Genomic DNA, 16083 nt, shown 5'->3' on the forward strand with positions numbered 1-16083 from the left:
GATCAGTCCTCCAGTGCGGCGAGGCCGGGAAGCGTCTTGCCCTCGAGGTATTCGAGGGAGGCGCCGCCGCCGGTCGAGATGTGGCCGAAGGCATTCTCGTCGAAGCCCAGGGTGCGGACGGCGGCGGCCGAGTCGCCACCGCCGACGACGGTGAAGCCGGGCGCGTCGAGCAGCGCCTGGGCGACGGCACGGGTGCCCTCGGCGTAGTCGGGGTGCTCGAAGACGCCCATGGGGCCGTTCCAGAACACGGTGCCCGCGTCGGCGAGCTTGGCGGCGTACAGCTTGCGGGTGTCCGGGCCGATGTCCAGGCCCAGCTTGCCGGCCGGCATGGCGTCGGCGGCGACGGTCTCCGGGTGGGTCGGGGCCTTGGCCTTCAGGTCCGGGAACCCGTCCGAGACCAGGATGTCGACGGGCAGCACGAACTCCACACCGCGCCGCTCCGCCTCCGCCAGGTACTCCAGGCACTTCTGCTTCTGGTCCTCCTGGAGCAGCGAGGTGCCGACCTCGTGGCCCTTGGCGGCGAGGAAGGTGAAGACCATGCCGCCGCCGATGAGGATGCGGTCGGCCTTGTCCAGCAGGTTGTCGATGACGCCGATCTTGTCGGAGACCTTGGAGCCGCCGAGGGCGACCACGTAGGGGCGCCGGACGTCCTCGGTGAGCTTCTTCAGGACGCCGACCTCGGTGGCGATGAGGTAGCCGGCGTAGTGCGGCAGCCGGGCCGGGAGGTCGAAGACCGAGGCGTGCTTGCGGTGCACGGCGCCGAAGCCGTCGCCCACGTACACGTCGGCGAGAGTGGCCAGGAGGTCGGCGAACGCGCCGCGTTCGGCGTCGTCCTTCGAGGTCTCGCCGGCGTTGAAGCGGAGGTTCTCCAGGACGGCGACCCGGCCGTCGGCCAGGCCCGCGACCACGGCCTGGGCGGAGTCGCCGACCGTGTCGGTCGCGAACGCCACGTCGGCGCCGAGCAGTTCGCCCAGGCGCGCGGCGGCCGGGGCGAGCGAGAACGCCGGGTCCGGCGCGCCCTTGGGGCGGCCGAGGTGCGAGGCCACCACGACCCGGGCACCGGCCGCGGCCAGCGCCTTGACGGTCGGGACGACGGCGCGGATGCGGCCGTCGTCGGTGATGGTCGTGCCGTCGAGGGGCACGTTGAGGTCGGCGCGGACGAACACCCGCTTGCCGGAGACGCCCTGGGCGAGCAGCTCGTCGATCGTCTTCATCAGTTCTCTGACTCCTTGGTACACGTGGTGGAGCACACGACACAGGGCCCGCGCAGCGCGTCTTCGCACTGCCCGGGCCCTGCTTCACGCCGAAGCCCGCCCTAGAGTCTAGGCCGGGCCCGTAAAGTCCCGCCTGGCCCACGCCGCCTGGCACGCACCCTCGCCGCGTTGTCGGAGTCATCCAAGTACGCCCAGTACGAGGATGATCCTCCGCCTTGCGATCGCGCGCACCAGACGCCGCGGGCCCCGCCCTCCGGGCGGACGGCGCTACTTTCCGGACACGGCCTAGAGCTGACCACCGACGAAGACGGTGAGGTCGACCAGCCGGTTGGAGTAGCCCCACTCGTTGTCGTACCAGCCGAGGACCTTGACCGAGTTGCCCTCCTGGACCATCGTCAGCGACGAGTCGAAGGTGCAGGAGGCCGGGTCGCCGGTGATGTCCGAGGACACGATCGGGTCCTCGGTGTAGAACAGCAGGCCCTTGAGCTCGCCGTCCGCGGCCTTCTTGAACGCGGCGTTGACCTCGTCCTTGGTGACCTCGCGGGACAGCTCCACGACCAGGTCGGTGACCGAACCGGTCGGGACCGGGACGCGGATGGCCATGCCGTCGAGCTTGCCCTTGAGCTGCGGGAGGACCAGGGCGGTGGCCTTCGCGGCACCGGTCGTGGTCGGGATGATGTTCTCCGCGGCCGCGCGGGCGCGACGCAGGTCGCGGTGCGGGAAGTCCAGGATGCGCTGGTCGTTGGTGTACGCGTGGACCGTGGTCATCAGACCGCGGACGATGCCGAAGTTCTCGTCGAGGACCTTGGCCATCGGCGCCACGCAGTTGGTGGTGCAGGACGCGTTGGAGATGACGTGGTGGTTCGCCGCGTCGTACTTGTCCTGGTTGACACCCATGACGATGGTGATGTCCTCGTCCTTGGCCGGAGCCGAGATGAGGACCTTCTTGGCGCCGCCCGCGAGGTGCTTGGCGGCCTCCTCGCGCTTGGTGAAGATGCCGGTGGACTCGACGACGATGTCGACGCCCAGCTCCCCCCACGGAATCTGCGCGGGGTCGCGCTCGGACAGCACCTTGACGGTGTGTCCGTCGACGGTGATGGTGTCCTCGGTGTGGGTCACCTCGGCCTTGAGGCGGCCCAGAATGGTGTCGTACTTCAGCAGGTGGGCCGTGGTCGCGGTGTCGCCCAGGTCGTTCACGGCCACGACCTCGATGTCGGCACCCTGCTCAAGGAGCGCCCGGAAGTAGTTGCGACCGATACGGCCAAAGCCGTTGATGCCTACGCGGATCGTCACGAACCGATCTCCTCGTGGTACGCCGGGTTTCGACGCCCGGCGAGCTTCAATTTTGGGATGTCCCCGACCGCTTACGACCCTACCTCTCCTCGTGGCCGCGCGTGACATCGAGTGCGCCTCCACGTGCCCGGTATGTGCCGGTAAAGCGCTGGTAGCCCTTGTCTAGCAGCGGGTATGAGCCACCCCGACCCCCCGATTTCGACTACGCTAAGTGACGAAAATCGGTGCTCGCCTGAGCACCCGGAACGGCGTCGGAGCGAAGTGAGGGCCATTCCGAGCAGAGCCGCCCGTTCCGCCGTATTCGGGACGCGCGCGCGGCCGGAGCCGGGGCGCGCGATGTCACCGGTGGTGATCGGTCCGCGGGAGCGGATCGGCGTCTTCGAAGAGGCCGGGACGATCGTGTCCACGATGCGGCCACCGGAGTCGGTGGTACGGACCACACGCCCGTTCCGGTCCTTAAATCCGCTCCCGCGGTCCCCGGTGATCCGTCGCGCCGTCCTCGGTCCCCGGTCCCCGGTCCCCGGAAACGACTTCTGCCGGTGCCTCGGAAGGCACCGGCAGAAGAAGGGTGGGACGTACGGGCGGGGCCCGGGGCGGCGTCAGCCGACGAGGCTGTCGTCCAGCTCCTCCGTCAGGTTGGACTCGGTCCCCGGGATGCCGAGGTCCTGCGCCCGCTTGTCGGCCATGGCGAGCAGCCGGCGGATCCGGCCCGCCACCGCGTCCTTGGTGAGCGGCGGGTCGGCGAGCGCGCCCAGCTCCTCCAGGGACGCCTGCTTGTGCTCCATGCGCAGCCGTCCGGCGGCCGCGAGGTGCTCGGGCACCTCCTCGCCGAGGATCTCCAGGGCGCGGGCCACCCGGGCGCCCGCGGCGACCGCCGCGCGGGCCGAGCGGCGCAGGTTGGCGTCGTCGAAGTTGGCGAGCCGGTTGGCGGTGGCGCGGACCTCGCGCCGCATCCGCCGCTCCTCCCAGGCCAGCACCGACTCGTGCGCGCCGAGCCGGGTCAGCAGGGCGCCGATGGCGTCGCCGTCGCGGACGACGACCCGGTCCACACCGCGTACCTCACGGGCCTTCGCCGCGATCGAGAGCCGCCGGGCGGCGCCGACCAGGGCCAGCGCGGCCTCCGGGCCGGGGCAGGTGACCTCCAGCGAGGAGGAGCGGCCCGGCTCGGTCAGCGAGCCGTGCGCGAGGAACGCCCCGCGCCAGGCCGCCTCGGCGTCACAGGTGGCCCCGGAGACGACCTGCGGGGGCAGGCCGCGGATGGGCCGGCCGCGGCCGTCGACCAGACCGGTCTGGCGGGCCAGCTGGTCGCCGCCCGCGACCACGCGCACGACGAAGCGCGAGCCGCGGCGCAGTCCGCCGGGCGCCATCACGATCAGCTCCGAGCTGTGCCCGAAGATCTCCAGGATGTCCCGCTTGAGCCGGCGGGCCGCCATCGCGGTGTCCAGCTCCGCCTCGATCACGATCCGGCCGCTCACCAGGTGCAGCCCGCCCGCGAACCGCAGGATCGACGAGACCTCGGCCTTCCTGCAGCAGGTCCGGGTGACGGGGAGCCGGGAGATCTCGTCCTTCACCGCTGCCGTCATCGCCATGGGCCGATCCTTCCATGCATCCGAAAAATACGGTCGTACGCGGCGGCCAACAGCTCCGGGTCGTGCTTCGGAGTGCCGTCGGGCCGGGCCACCGGCGCCAGCTCGACCGCGGCGCCGAGCCGCTTCGCGGCTTCGGCGAGGGGTTCTCTTGCCGACGCGTCGGGCACGGCGGCCTCGTCGGCCAGCACCACGTCCAGGGCGAGTTTAGGGGCGTGTCGTGCCAAAACCTCCAAATGACGCTGCGGGGAGAAGCCCTCGGTTTCTCCGGGCTGCGGCGCGAGGTTCAACGAGAGCACCCGGCGGGCCTTGGTCTCCATCAGGGCGTCGAGCAGTTCCGGCACCAGCAGATGCGGGATGACCGAGGAGAACCAGGAGCCCGGACCGAGCACCACCCAGTCGGCGTCCAGGACGGCCGCGACCGCCTCCGGCACGGCCGGCGGGTCGTTCGGCACCAGGTGTACGGACTGCACCTCGCCGGGCGTGAGCGCCACGGTGGCCTGGCCCCGTACCGTGTCCACGTCGTGCGGACGGGCCGGGTCGTGGCCCTTGACCAGGGCCTGCAGCTCCAGCGGTACGGCGGACATGGGCAGCACCCGGCCGTGCGCGCCGAGCAGCTTGCCGACCAGGTCCAGGGCCTGCACCGGGTCGCCGCCCAGCTGCTCCCAGAGGGCGACGATCAGCAGGTTGCCGACGGCGTGGCCGTGCATCTCGCCCTTGGACTGGAAGCGGTGCTGGATGACCCGGGCCCAGGTCTGGCCCCAGTCGTCGTCGCCGCACAGCGCCGCGAGCGCCTTGCGCAGGTCGCCCGGGGGCAGTACGCCCAGCTCCTCGCGGAGCCGGCCGCTGGAGCCCCCGTCGTCGGCGACGGTGACCACGGCGGTCAGGTCGCCGGTGATCCGGCGCAGCGCGGCGAGCGAGGCCGACAGGCCCATGCCGCCGCCGAGCGCGACGACCTTGGGCTGCGCGCCGCGGCGGCGCAGCGTGCGCCGCACCGCCAGGGTGGAGTGACGACGGCGGTACGGTTTCACTCGCGCCCCATGTCCCGGTGGACGACCACGGTCTCCACTCCCTCGGAGGCCAGCCGCGCGGCCAGCTTCTCGGCGGTGGCCACGGACCGGTGCTTGCCGCCCGTACAGCCGACGGCGATGGTCACGTACCGCTTGCCCTCGCGCCGGTAGCCGGCGGCGATCAGCTGGAGCAGCTCGGTGTAGCGGTCCAGGAACTCCTTGGCGCCGGGCTGGTTGTAGACGTAGCTCGCCACCTCCTCGTTCAGGCCGGTGAACGGGCGCAGCTCGGGGACCCAGTGCGGGTTGGGCAGGAAGCGCATGTCGACGACGAGGTCGGCGTCGACGGGCAGGCCGTACTTGAAGCCGAAGGACATCACGGTGGCCCGCAGTTCGGGCTCCTCGTCGCCGGCGAACTGGGCGTCCATCTTGGCGCGCAGCTCGTGGACGTTGAGGCTGGAGGTGTCGATCACCAGGTCGGCGTCGCCGCGCAGCTCGCGCAGCAGGTCGCGCTCGGCGGCGATGCCGTCGACGATGCGGCCGTCGCCCTGCAGCGGGTGCGGGCGGCGGACCGACTCGAAGCGCCGGACCAGGACCTCGTCGGAGGACTCCAGGAAGACGATCCGGCGGGTGACCTGCTTGGCGTCGAGGTCGGCGAGGGAGTCCTTGAGGTTGTCGAAGAACTGCCGGCCGCGGACGTCGACGACGACGGCGATCCGGACGACGTTGCCCTGCGAGCGGGCGCCCAGCTCCACCATGGTGGGAATCAGGGCGGGCGGCAGGTTGTCGACGACGAACCAGCCGAGGTCCTCCAGGCACTTCGCCGCGGTGGACCGGCCGGCGCCGGACATCCCCGAGATGATCACCAGCTCGGGGATGGGAGCGTCGCCGTTGGTGTCGGCGGCCGGCTCCTCCGTGGTCCCCGGTCCCGTGCCCGTATCCATGTCCGGTGCTCCGTCTTCGTACGTGTGCGGGTCGTTCCGCTGCTGATCGTTCTCGTGCTGATCGTTCTGGTCGCGCTCGGTCATGCGGTGGTGCCCCCGTCGTCTTCCATGATCTCTCCTGTGGCCGTGTTCACGGCGGGCGCGGCCGGAGCCGCCTGCGCGAGGGCCACCGCCACGGCCTCCGCCGTCTTGCGGCCCATGCCGGGGACCTCGCAGATCTGCTCGATTGTCGCCTGCCGGAGGCGTTTGACCGAGCCGAAATGCTTGATGAGTGCCTGTTTGCGTGTCTCGCCGAGGCCGGGGACGGCGTCGAGGGGGCTGCTGCGGACGCGCTTGCTCCGCTTGGACCGCTGGTAACGGATGGCGAAGTCGTGCGCCGCGTCACGGACCCGCTGGAGGAGGTACAGGCCCTCGCTGGAACGGGGCAGCACCACCGGGTCGTCGTCGCCGGGCAGCCAGACCTCCTCCAGGCGCTTGGCCAGGCCGCAGACGGCGACGTCGTCGATGCCCAGCTCGGTGAGGGCCCGCTGGGCGGCGGCGACCTGCGGCTGCCCGCCGTCGACCACGACGAGCTGCGGGGGGTACGCGAAGCGCTTGGGGCGGCCGTCGTCGTCCCGGCCCTCGGGGGTGTCGGCGGAGTCGGCGGAGTCGGCGGAGTCGATCGCTCCGGGGGTCTCGGCCGGCACCTCGCCGTCCACCCACTCCCCCGTCTTCTCCTTCTCCGCGAGGTAGCGCTTGAAGCGGCGGCTGATCACCTCGTGCATCGACCGGACGTCGTCCTGGCCTTCGAAGCCCTTGATCTGGAAGCGGCGGAACTCGCTCTTGCGGGGCAGCCCGTCCTCGAAGACGACCATGGACGCCACCACGTCCTCGCCCTGGAGGTGCGAGATGTCGAAGCACTCGATGCGCAGCGGCGCCGAGTCCAGGCCGAGCGCGTCTGCGACCTCCTCCAGGGCCCGGGAGCGGGTGGTCAGGTCGCTGGCCCGCTTGGTCTTGTGCAGGACGAGCGCCTGCTGCGCGTTGCGCGCGACCGTCTCCATCAGGTCCTTCTTGTCGCCGCGCTGCGGGATCCGCAGGGACACCTGGGAACCGCGGCGGTCGGCCAGCCACTGGGACACCGCCGCGGTGTCCTCGGGCAGGGCCGGGACCAGGACCTCCTTGGGGACCCCGTCGCCGCGCTCCTCGCCGTACAGCTGCTGGAGGGCGTGCTCGACGAGCCCGGCGGCGCTGACGGCCTCGACCTTGTCGGTGACCCAGCCGCGCTGGCCGCGCACGCGTCCGCCGCGGACGTGGAAGATCTGGACGGCGGCCTCCAGCTCGTCCTCGGCGAGCGCGATCAGGTCGGCGTCGGTGGCGTCGGCCAGCACGACGGCGCTCTTCTCCATGGCCTTGCGCAGCGCCTCTATGTCGTCGCGCAGCCGGGCCGCCTTCTCGTACTCCATGTCCTCGGCCGCCAGCATCATCCGCTTCTCCAGCCGGCGGATGTACGTGCCGGTGCGGCCGGCCATGAAGTCGCAGAAGTCACCGGCCAGTTCGCGGTGCTCCTCCGGGGTGACCCGGCCCACGCAGGGCGCGGAGCACTTGCCGATGTAGCCGAGCAGGCAGGGGCGGCCGGCGGAGGCGGCGTTGCGGAAGACACCGGCGGAGCAGGTGCGGACGGGGAACACCCGCAGCATCAGGTCGACGGTCTCGCGGATCGCCCACGCGTGCCCGTACGGGCCGAAGTAGCGCACGCCCTTCTTCTTGTGGCCGCGCATCACCTGGACCCGCGGGAACTCCTCGTTCAGGGTCACCGCGAGGTAGGGGTAGCTCTTGTCGTCCCGGTACTTCACGTTGAACCGGGGGTCGTACTCCTTGATCCAGGAGTACTCCAGCTGGAGCGCCTCGACCTCGGTCGACACGACGGTCCACTCCACGGAGGCGGCCGTGGTCACCATCGTCGCGGTGCGCGGGTGCAGGCTCGCCAGGGGCTGGAAGTAGTTGGCCAGGCGCTGGCGCAGCGACTTCGCCTTCCCGACGTAGATCACCCGGCGGTGCTCGTCGCGGAATTTGTAGACCCCCGGCGAGTCGGGGATCTGTCCCGGCTTCGGGCGGTAACTGGAGGGGTCGGCCATGGATCCCACCCTACTGGCGGGGGCCGACACTCCGGCCGCCTCCGCCGGGTTGGCCGGACGGGTCCGGTGGGGCGGGAGGCCCGGGAGGACCGGGGCCCGGGAGCGGACGGACCCGGGGCGGGGCCCCGGGCGCGGCCGGTGCGGAAAATCAGGCCTTGGGGCCGGCGATCAGCTTGCCGTTCTCGACCCGGACCGGGACCTCGGGCAGCGGCACGGTCGCCGGACCCTGGAGCGCCTTGCCGGTGGTCACGTCGAAGCGGCTGCCGTGGCAGGGGCAGTTGCCCTCGTTCTTCTCGATCTTGTCGAGGAGGCAGCCGGCGTGGGTGCACTGGGCACTGAACGCCTTGTACTGGCCCTCGGCCGGGCAGTGCACGAGCACCCGCTGCTCGCGGAACAGCTTGGCGGTGCCGACCGGGACCTCGGACGGCGCGCCGAGCTCTACCGGGGCCGTCGGCACCGGGTTCTGGGCGTGGCCGAGGTTGGAGTCGGTGGAGCAGGCGGCGACACCCAGTCCGGCGGCTCCGGCGAGAGCGGCGCCTTTGAGGACGGTGCGGCGGGTGGACTGGCCGGACATGAGCGCTCCACGGTCGGTCGGAGAGAAGGGACCCATGGGGCTCAAGGGACCCAAGGGATCCAGAGGGGACTCATCCGACGATACCGGCGGGTCGGAGGACACCCGCGCGCGGGGCCGCGCGAGGGGGCGGGCGAGGGGGCGGGCACACGCCTGTCCGCCGCGGTGCGTGATGGGCTACCTTCCGGTACGTGATCGTCGTCGCCGGTGAGTCCCTGATCGACCTGGTTCCCGACGGGAAGGTTCCCGACGGACCGCCCGACCCCCCCGACCCTCTGGCCCCGCTGCTGCCCCGGCCGGGCGGCGGGCCCTACAACACGGCCATCGCCCTGGGCCGGCTCGGCGCCCGGACCGCGTTCTGCTCCCGGGTGTCCACGGACGCCTTCGGGGACGCGCTCGTCGCCGGACTGCGGGCCGCCGGGGTCACCACGGATCTCGTCCAGCGCGGGCCCGAACCGACCACGCTGGCCGTCGCCTCCGTGGGGCCCGATGGCTCCGCGCGCTACGGCTTCTACGTGGACGGCACCGCCGACCGGCTCTTCGCCCTGCCCGGGCGGCTCCCCGAGGACGTCCGGGCCGTGGCCTTCGGCACCCTCTCACTGGCCTTGGAACCCGGCGCCCTCGCGTACGAGGCGCTGCTGCGGCGCTCGGCCGCGGACGGGCTGTTCACCCTGCTCGACCCGAACATCCGGCCCGGGCTGCTCCCCGACCCGGCGGCGTACCGCGCGCGGTTCGCGGGCTGGCTGCCGTTCGTCTCGCTCCTGAAGCTGTCGGAAGAGGACGCCGACTGGCTCGGCGGCGACCCCGCCGGGTGGCTGGAGCGGGGGCCCGGCGCAGTCGTGCTGACCCGGGGCGGGGCGGGGCTCACCGTCTACACGCGGGAGTACGAGGTCTCGGTGCCCGCCGTGCCGGTGCGGGTCGTGGACACGATCGGGGCCGGCGACACGGTGAACGCGGCGTTGCTGCACGGGCTGGTGGGGCGGGACGTGGCGGCGATAGGGGCGGAGGAGTGGCGGGGCGTGCTGGGGTTCGCGGCGCGGGCGGCGGCGGTGACGTGTACGCGGGCGGGGGCGGAGCCGCCGTTTGCGGGTGAGCTGGAGGGGGGCTGGGGCGCGGGTCCGGGTCCGGGTGCGCTGAGGTTCTCTTCATAGACGAGGGCGCCCCACCTTGAGTGGTGGGGCGCCCTCGTCATGCATCTACGGGTCAGCTCTTGCGGGCCCGGGTGGTCGTCTTCTTCGCCGTGGTCTTCTTGGCCGCCGTCGTCTTCTTCGCCGCCGTGGTGGTCTTCTTCGCGGCCGTCTTCTTGGCGCCGCGCAGGGCGCGGACCGAGGAGGCGTCGCTGACGCGGTCGGCGCCGAGGATCTCGCGGAGGAACTTGCCGGTGTGGCTGGCCGGGGTCGAGGCGATCTCCTCGGGGGTGCCCTCGGCGATGACCAGGCCGCCGCCGCTGCCGCCCTCGGGGCCCATGTCGATGACCCAGTCGGCGGTCTTGATGACGTCCAGGTTGTGCTCGATGACGATCACCGAGTTGCCCTTGTCGACCAGGCCGGAGAGGACCTTGATCAGCTTCGAGATGTCCTCGAAGTGGAGACCGGTGGTCGGCTCGTCCAGGACGTAGACCGTGCGGCCCGTGGAGCGCTTCTGGAGCTCGGAGGCGAGCTTGACGCGCTGGGCCTCGCCGCCGGAGAGGGTCGGCGCGGACTGGCCGAGGCGGACGTAGCCGAGGCCGACCTCGTGCAGGGTGCGCAGGTGGCGGGCGATGGTCGGGACGGCCTCGAAGAAGTCCAGGGCCTCCTCGATCGGCATGTCCAGGACCTCGGCGATGGACTTGCCCTTGTAGTGGACCTCCAGGGTCTCCCGGTTGTACCGGGCGCCGTGGCAGACCTCGCACGGGACGTAGACGTCCGGGAGGAAGTTCATCTCGATCTTGATCGTGCCGTCGCCGGAGCAGTTCTCGCAGCGGCCGCCCTTGACGTTGAAGGAGAAGCGGCCGGGCAGGTAGCCGCGGACCTTCGCCTCCATGGTCTCCGCGAAGAGCCGGCGGACGTGGTCGAAGACGCCGGTGTAGGTCGCCGGGTTCGAGCGCGGGGTGCGGCCGATGGGCGACTGGTCGACGTGCACGACCTTGTCGACGAGGTCGTCGCCGGCCACGCGCGTGTGGCGGCCGGGCACCGACTTGGCGCCGTTCAGCTCGCGTGCCAGGTGGGTGTAGAGGATGTCGTTGACCAGCGTCGACTTGCCGGAGCCGGAGACACCGGTGACGGCGGTGAGGACGCCCAGCGGGAAGGAGACGTCGATGTCCCGCAGGTTGTTCTCCCGGGCGCCGTGCACGGTGAGCAGGCGCTTCGGGTCGACCGGGCGGCGCAGGTCGGGCGTGTCGATCGCCTTGCGGCCGGACAGGTACTGCCCGGTCATCGACTCCTTGTTGGCGAGCAGCTCCTTGAGCGGCCCGGAGTGGACGACCTTGCCACCGTGCTCGCCGGCGCCGGGGCCGATGTCGACGACCCAGTCGGCGACCTTGATGGTGTCCTCGTCGTGCTCGACCACGATGAGGGTGTTGCCCATGTCGCGCAGCCGCACCAGGGTCTCGATGAGCCGGTGGTTGTCGCGCTGGTGCAGACCGATGGACGGCTCGTCGAGCACGTACAGCACGCCGACCAGGCCGGAGCCGATCTGGGTGGCGAGCCGGATGCGCTGGGCCTCGCCGCCGGAGAGGGTGCCGGCGGCACGGTTGAGCGAGAGGTAGTCGAGGCCGACGTCGACGAGGAAGCGCAGCCGCTCGTTGACCTCCTTGAGGACGCGCTCGGCGATCTTCTTGTCGCGCGCGTTCAGGGTGAGGCGGCCGAGGAAGTCGGCGCAGTCGCTGATCGACATCGCGGAGACCTCGGCGATGGACTTCTCCATCACGGTGACCGCGAGCACGATCGGCTTCAGCCGGGTGCCCTCACAGGTGGGGCAGGGCACCTCGCGCATGTAGCCCTCGAAGCGCTCGCGGCTGGAGTCGCTCTCGGCCTCGCTGTGCCGCCGCTTCACGAAGGAGACGGCGCCCTCGAAGGCCGGGCTGGTCCAGGCGCGCTCGCGCCCGTACCGGTTGCGGTAACGGACCTCGACCTGGGTCTTGTGGCCGTACATGAGGGCCTTCTTGGCCCGCTGCGGCAGACCCGCGTACGGGATGTCGGTACGGAAGCCGAGGGCCTGGGCGAGCCCGTCGATCATCCGGCCGAAGTACTCCTTGGTGTGGCCGTGCGACCAGGGGTGGATGGCGCCCTCGTCGAGGGACTTCTCCTCGTCGGGCACGACCAGCTCGGGGTCGACCTCCATGCGGGTGCCGATGCCGGTGCAGTCGGGGCAGGCGCCGAAGGGCGAGTTGAAGGAGAAGGAGCGCGGCTCCAGCTCCTCGAAGGACAGGTCGTCGTACGGGCAGTAGAGGTGCTCCGAGTACATCCGCTCGCGCTCGGGGTCGTCCTCGGGGAGGTCGACGAAGTCGAGCACGACCATGCCGCCGGACAGGCCGAGCGCGGTCTCGACGGAGTCGGTCAGCCGGCGCTTGGCGGAGTCCTTGACGGTGAGGCGGTCGACGACCACCTCGATGGTGTGCTTCTCCTGCTTCTTCAGCGTCGGCGGCTCGCTGAGCTGGATCGTCTTCCCGTCGACCCGGGCACGGCTGTAGCCCTTGGTCTGGAGGTCGGCGAAGAGGTCGACGAACTCGCCCTTGCGCTCGCGTACCAGCGGCGACAGCACCTGGAAGCGGCTGCCCTCGGGCAGCTCCAGGACCTTGTCGACGATGGCCTGCGGCGACTGGCGGGAGATCGGCCGGTGGCACTCGGGACAGTGCGGCTTGCCGATGCGCGCGAAGAGGAGGCGGAGGTAGTCGTAGACCTCGGTGATGGTGCCGACCGTCGAGCGCGGGTTGCGCGAGGTCGACTTCTGGTCGATGGAGACGGCGGGCGACAGACCTTCGATGAAGTCGACGTCCGGCTTGTCCATCTGGCCGAGGAACTGGCGCGCGTAGGAGGAGAGCGACTCGACGTACCGGCGCTGCCCCTCGGCGAAGATCGTGTCGAACGCGAGGGAGGACTTGCCCGACCCCGAGAGCCCGGTGAAGACGATGAGCGAGTCACGGGGGAGGTCGAGCGAGACGTTCTTGAGATTGTGCTCGCGAGCGCCACGGACGATGAGACGGTCGGTCACGCCGTTCCGCACCTTTCTTCAGAGAGCGGATGTGCCTGGGTACCCAACAACCAAGGATGCCGGATGCTTCCACCGAGCTTATAGCACGTACATTCGATTTTTGGCGGCTTGCCGCCCGCGTCACCCGAACGAGTGGCCGCAGGCGCTGCCGGAATCCGGGCCCTCCGACAGGAAGGGCCTGGTGGGGAGGCACTCCACCCCCTAGGGTCGGCGCCATGATCGATCATGTGCGTGATCTCGACCTCGTACGCGAGGCGACCGACCGGCTCATCGACGCCGCCTCCTCCTGGGACAACGCGATGCTCGCCCAGCCGTCACGGCTGCCGGGCTGGACCCGCGGTCACATCCTGGCCCACCTCGCCCGCAACGCCGACGCCCTGGCCAACGTTCTCCAGGGCCTGCCGATGTACCCGGACGCCGCGACCCGCGACGCCGACATCGAGCGGGATTCCAACCGGCCGCTCGGCGAGCAGCTCGCCGACCTGCGCGCCTCCGCCGACCGCCTCGCGGCCGTGGCCGCCGAGCCCGCCGACTGGAGCCGTACCGTCGAGCTCCGCAACGGTGTCACCGACAGCGCCTCCCGGGTCCCGTTCCGGCGCTGGGTCGAGGTGGCCCTGCACCACGTCGACCTGGACGCCGGCTACGAGCTGGAGGACCTGCCGGACGAGTTCACCGGCCGCGAGATCGCGTTCCTCGCGGACCGCTGGAGCGGCCGCCCGGACGTTCCGCCCGTGACCCTGCGGATCGGAACCGACGACGACGCCGCCGCTCCCTCCTGGACGACCGGCGGCACCGACGGCAAGCCCGTCGTCCTCGGCGGCACCGGCGCCGAGCTCCTCGGCTGGCTGGCCGGCCGCGGCGACAAGGGCGCCCACCTCGCCGTCCTCGAAGGCCCCGGACTCCCGGAGCTCCCGCCGCTGTAGGCGCGGGCGCGCGTAGGCTGAGGCCATGACGTACAGCGGAGCGGTGAGGCCCGGCGGGCCGGCGGACGTGCACGAGCTGACCGACCTGATGATCTCGAAGGTCGCGGTCGGCCCGATGGACAACAACGCGTATCTGCTGCGCTGCCGGACCACCGGCGAGCAGCTGCTGATCGACGCCGCCAACGAGACGGACACCCTGCTCACGCTGATCGGTGACGACGGCATCGCGGCCGTCGTCACCACCCACCAGCACGGCGACCACTGGCAGGCCCTGGCCGAGGTGGTCGCCGCCACCGGCGCCCGGACGTACGCGGGCGCGTACGACGCCGAGGGCATCCCGGTCCCCACGGACGTGCGCGTGGAGGACGGCGACACGATCTCCGTCGGGCGGGTCCGACTGACCGCGCGGCGGCTCGTCGGGCACACCCCCGGCTCGATCGCCCTGGTCTACGACGACCCGCACGGTCACCCGCACGTGTTCACGGGCGACTGTCTGTTCCCCGGCGGGATCGGCAACACCTGGAAGGATCCGGAGGCGTTCGCGAGCCTGATCCACGACGTGGAGACCAAGCTCTTCGACGCCCTCCCGGACGAGACCTGGGTCTACCCGGGCCACGGCAAGGACACCACGCTGGGCGACGAGCGCCCGCATCTCGCGGAGTGGCGCGAGCGCGGTTGGTGATCACCGGCTGACCCTCGGGTGACCGGCGCGCGCGGCCGGTCACACCGGGGATGCCTCCGCACGCCCCCGTAACCCGGACGGCCCCCGGGTAGTTGGCGCCACATGCACCACAGTCACGCTCCGTCGCCGCCCCGGGCCCCTTCGATGGGGCGGCTCGCCGCGGCCTCGCTCGTCGGCACGGCCATCGAGTTCTTCGACTTCTACGTCTACGGCACGGCCGCCGCGCTCGTCCTCGGCCCGCTGTTCTTCCCGACCTTCTCCCCCGTCGCGGGGACCCTCGCCGCCTTCGGCACCTTCGCCGTCGGTTTCCTGTCCCGGCCGATCGGCTCGGCCGTCTTCGGGCACGTCGGCGACCGATACGGCCGCCGCCCGGTCCTGTTCGTCTCCCTGCTGCTCACCGGCTTCGCCACGGTCGCGGTCGGTTTCGTTCCCACGTACGACTCGATCGGCATCGCCGCGCCCCTGCTGCTGCTCGTCCTGCGCTTCCTCCAGGGGCTCGGCCTCGGCGGGGAGTGGGGCGGGGCGGTGCTGCTGACCGCCGAGCACGCCCCGGAGCGCCGCCGGGCGCTGTGGTCGAGCTTCCCGCAGATGGGGCCCTCGATCGGCTTCCTGCTCGCGAACGGGGTGGTGCTGGCGCTCACGGCCGGCCTGAGTGACGCCGAGTTCCGCTCCTGGGGCTGGCGGGTGCCGTTCTGGGCGGCCGGGCTGCTCGCCGCGGCCGGGCTCGCGCTGCGGTCCTCGCTCGCGGAGTCCCCGCAGTTCGAGGCCATGACGGCGGCGGGGAAAACGGCGAACGCCCCGGTCCGGGAGGTGTTCCGGGACCACTGGCGGACCGTGCTGCTCACGGCGGGCGGGCTCTCCGTCGGCTACGCCGTCTTCTACGCGGTGTCCACCTGGTCCCTGTCCTACGGCACGAAGCAGCTGGGCGTGCCGAGCGCGGTGATGCTGACGTGCGTGATGGGGGCCGTGGCGGTCAAGGGGATGCTGACGCCGTTCGTGGCGATGCTCGGCGACCGCTTCGGGCGCCGGACGATGTGCCTGACGGGCTGCACGGCCTCGGCGCTGTGGATGTTCCCGATGGTGGCGCTGCTGTCCACCGCGCGCCCGTGGCTGATGTTCCTGGGCTTCCTCGGCTCGTCGCTGGCGTTCATCACGGTGTTCTCGGTGGTCGCCGCGTATCTGCCGGAGCTGTACGAGCCGCGGGTGCGGTGCACGGGCGCGGCCGTCGGCTACAACCTGGCGGGCGTGCTCGGCGGGGCGCTGACCCCGATCGTGGCGACGGCCGTCTCGGAGGGCCGCTCGGGGCCGCCGTGGGGCGTGGCAGCCTATCTCACCGTGGTGGCCCTGGTGAGTCTCGGCTGCTTCGCCCTGCTGCCGGAGACCCTGCCGGGGCGGGCGGTGGCGACGGCCGGCGCGAAGCCGGAGCCGGAACCCGCATAGGACAAGGCGAGGGGCCGGTGCGGAAAGACCGGCTGGATACCTGTGTGTCCGGCCCACAAGTGGAGGCTCCGAACTCCCACCTGGCCGTCCTCACGGACGGCGGGTCACCGGTCTGGTG

At 71.6% G+C, this 16083-nt stretch carries 12 protein-coding genes; 4 read left to right on the forward strand and 8 right to left on the reverse strand.

The window, feature by feature from the left end:
- Window positions 1–2 precede the first annotated feature (2 nt).
- From ABZ693_RS31390 to ABZ693_RS31420, 7 genes are all read right to left on the reverse strand, one after another.
- On the reverse strand, window positions 3–1214 hold the full coding sequence (locus tag ABZ693_RS31390) for a phosphoglycerate kinase (protein WP_359884386.1): 1212 nt from the start codon (window positions 1212–1214) through the stop codon (window positions 3–5).
- Between the two features lie 285 nt (window positions 1215–1499).
- Complete coding sequence (gene gap / locus ABZ693_RS31395; protein WP_359884389.1) at window positions 1500–2507, reverse strand: type I glyceraldehyde-3-phosphate dehydrogenase; 1008 nt, start codon at window positions 2505–2507, stop codon at window positions 1500–1502.
- Window positions 2508–3106: 599 nt separating this feature from the next.
- Entirely contained in the window at window positions 3107–4096 is a 990-nt protein-coding gene (gene whiA, locus ABZ693_RS31400) for a DNA-binding protein WhiA (RefSeq protein ID WP_359884392.1), read from the reverse strand.
- Window positions 4087–5124 (reverse strand): gluconeogenesis factor YvcK family protein, encoded by a 1038-nt coding sequence (locus tag ABZ693_RS31405; RefSeq protein WP_359884395.1) that lies wholly within the window; start codon window positions 5122–5124, stop codon window positions 4087–4089. Before ABZ693_RS31405 ends, whiA begins: the two co-directional genes overlap by 10 nt.
- Window positions 5121–6044: an RNase adapter RapZ gene (gene rapZ / locus ABZ693_RS31410; RefSeq protein WP_359884413.1), complete on the reverse strand. Its 924-nt coding sequence runs from the start codon at window positions 6042–6044 to the stop codon at window positions 5121–5123. The genes ABZ693_RS31405 and rapZ overlap by 4 nt, the downstream gene beginning before the upstream one ends.
- Window positions 6045–6124: 80 nt before the next feature.
- Complete coding sequence (gene uvrC, locus ABZ693_RS31415) at window positions 6125–8158, reverse strand: excinuclease ABC subunit UvrC (RefSeq protein ID WP_359884397.1); 2034 nt, start codon at window positions 8156–8158, stop codon at window positions 6125–6127.
- Window positions 8159–8306: 148 nt separating this feature from the next.
- Complete coding sequence (locus ABZ693_RS31420; protein WP_359884400.1) at window positions 8307–8732, reverse strand: Rieske (2Fe-2S) protein; 426 nt, start codon at window positions 8730–8732, stop codon at window positions 8307–8309.
- Between the two features lie 188 nt (window positions 8733–8920).
- Here ABZ693_RS31420 and ABZ693_RS31425 point away from each other — a divergent pair, with 188 nt between their 5' ends.
- Entirely contained in the window at window positions 8921–9880 is a 960-nt protein-coding gene (locus ABZ693_RS31425) for a carbohydrate kinase family protein (protein ID WP_359884402.1), read from the forward strand.
- A 52-nt stretch (window positions 9881–9932) separates the two neighbouring features.
- On the opposite strand, the gene uvrA is transcribed toward ABZ693_RS31425, so the two are convergent.
- Complete coding sequence (gene uvrA / locus ABZ693_RS31430; RefSeq protein WP_359884405.1) at window positions 9933–12920, reverse strand: excinuclease ABC subunit UvrA; 2988 nt, start codon at window positions 12918–12920, stop codon at window positions 9933–9935.
- 215 nt (window positions 12921–13135) lie between these two features.
- On the opposite strand from uvrA, the gene ABZ693_RS31435 reads away from it, so the two are divergent.
- From ABZ693_RS31435 to ABZ693_RS31445, 3 genes are all read left to right on the forward strand, one after another.
- Window positions 13136–13843, forward strand: a complete 708-nt coding sequence (locus tag ABZ693_RS31435) for a maleylpyruvate isomerase family mycothiol-dependent enzyme (protein WP_359884408.1) — start codon at window positions 13136–13138, stop codon at window positions 13841–13843.
- 25 nt (window positions 13844–13868) lie between these two features.
- On the forward strand, window positions 13869–14525 hold the full coding sequence (locus ABZ693_RS31440; protein WP_359884411.1) for an MBL fold metallo-hydrolase: 657 nt from the start codon (window positions 13869–13871) through the stop codon (window positions 14523–14525).
- A gap of 144 nt (window positions 14526–14669) precedes the next feature.
- The gene (locus ABZ693_RS31445; protein ID WP_359884415.1) at window positions 14670–15965 is read left to right on the forward strand and encodes an MFS transporter; all 1296 of its coding nucleotides are present in this window, start codon (window positions 14670–14672) and stop codon (window positions 15963–15965) included.
- The last annotated feature ends 118 nt before the right edge of the window (window positions 15966–16083 follow it).

Source organism: Streptomyces laurentii (genome assembly GCF_040635425.1).
Taxonomy (GTDB): Bacteria; Actinomycetota; Actinomycetes; order Streptomycetales; family Streptomycetaceae; genus Streptomyces; species Streptomyces laurentii.

Bases quoted from the DNA above. Each gene is read 5' to 3' on its own strand.
- uvrC (WP_359884397.1), bottom strand. From the start codon at position 8,158: ATGGCCGACCCCTCCAGTTACCGCCCGAAGCCGGGACAGATCCCCGAC.
- ABZ693_RS31420 (WP_359884400.1), bottom strand. From the start codon at position 8,732: ATGTCCGGCCAGTCCACCCGCCGCACCGTCCTCAAAGGCGCCGCTCTC.
- whiA (WP_359884392.1), bottom strand. From the start codon at position 4,096: ATGGCGATGACGGCAGCGGTGAAGGACGAGATCTCCCGGCTCCCCGTC.
- ABZ693_RS31390 (WP_359884386.1), bottom strand. From the start codon at position 1,214: ATGAAGACGATCGACGAGCTGCTCGCCCAGGGCGTCTCCGGCAAGCGG.
- ABZ693_RS31445 (WP_359884415.1), top strand. From the start codon at position 14,670: ATGGGGCGGCTCGCCGCGGCCTCGCTCGTCGGCACGGCCATCGAGTTC.
- ABZ693_RS31435 (WP_359884408.1), top strand. From the start codon at position 13,136: ATGATCGATCATGTGCGTGATCTCGACCTCGTACGCGAGGCGACCGAC.
- rapZ (WP_359884413.1), bottom strand. From the start codon at position 6,044: ATGGATACGGGCACGGGACCGGGGACCACGGAGGAGCCGGCCGCCGAC.
- ABZ693_RS31440 (WP_359884411.1), top strand. From the start codon at position 13,869: ATGACGTACAGCGGAGCGGTGAGGCCCGGCGGGCCGGCGGACGTGCAC.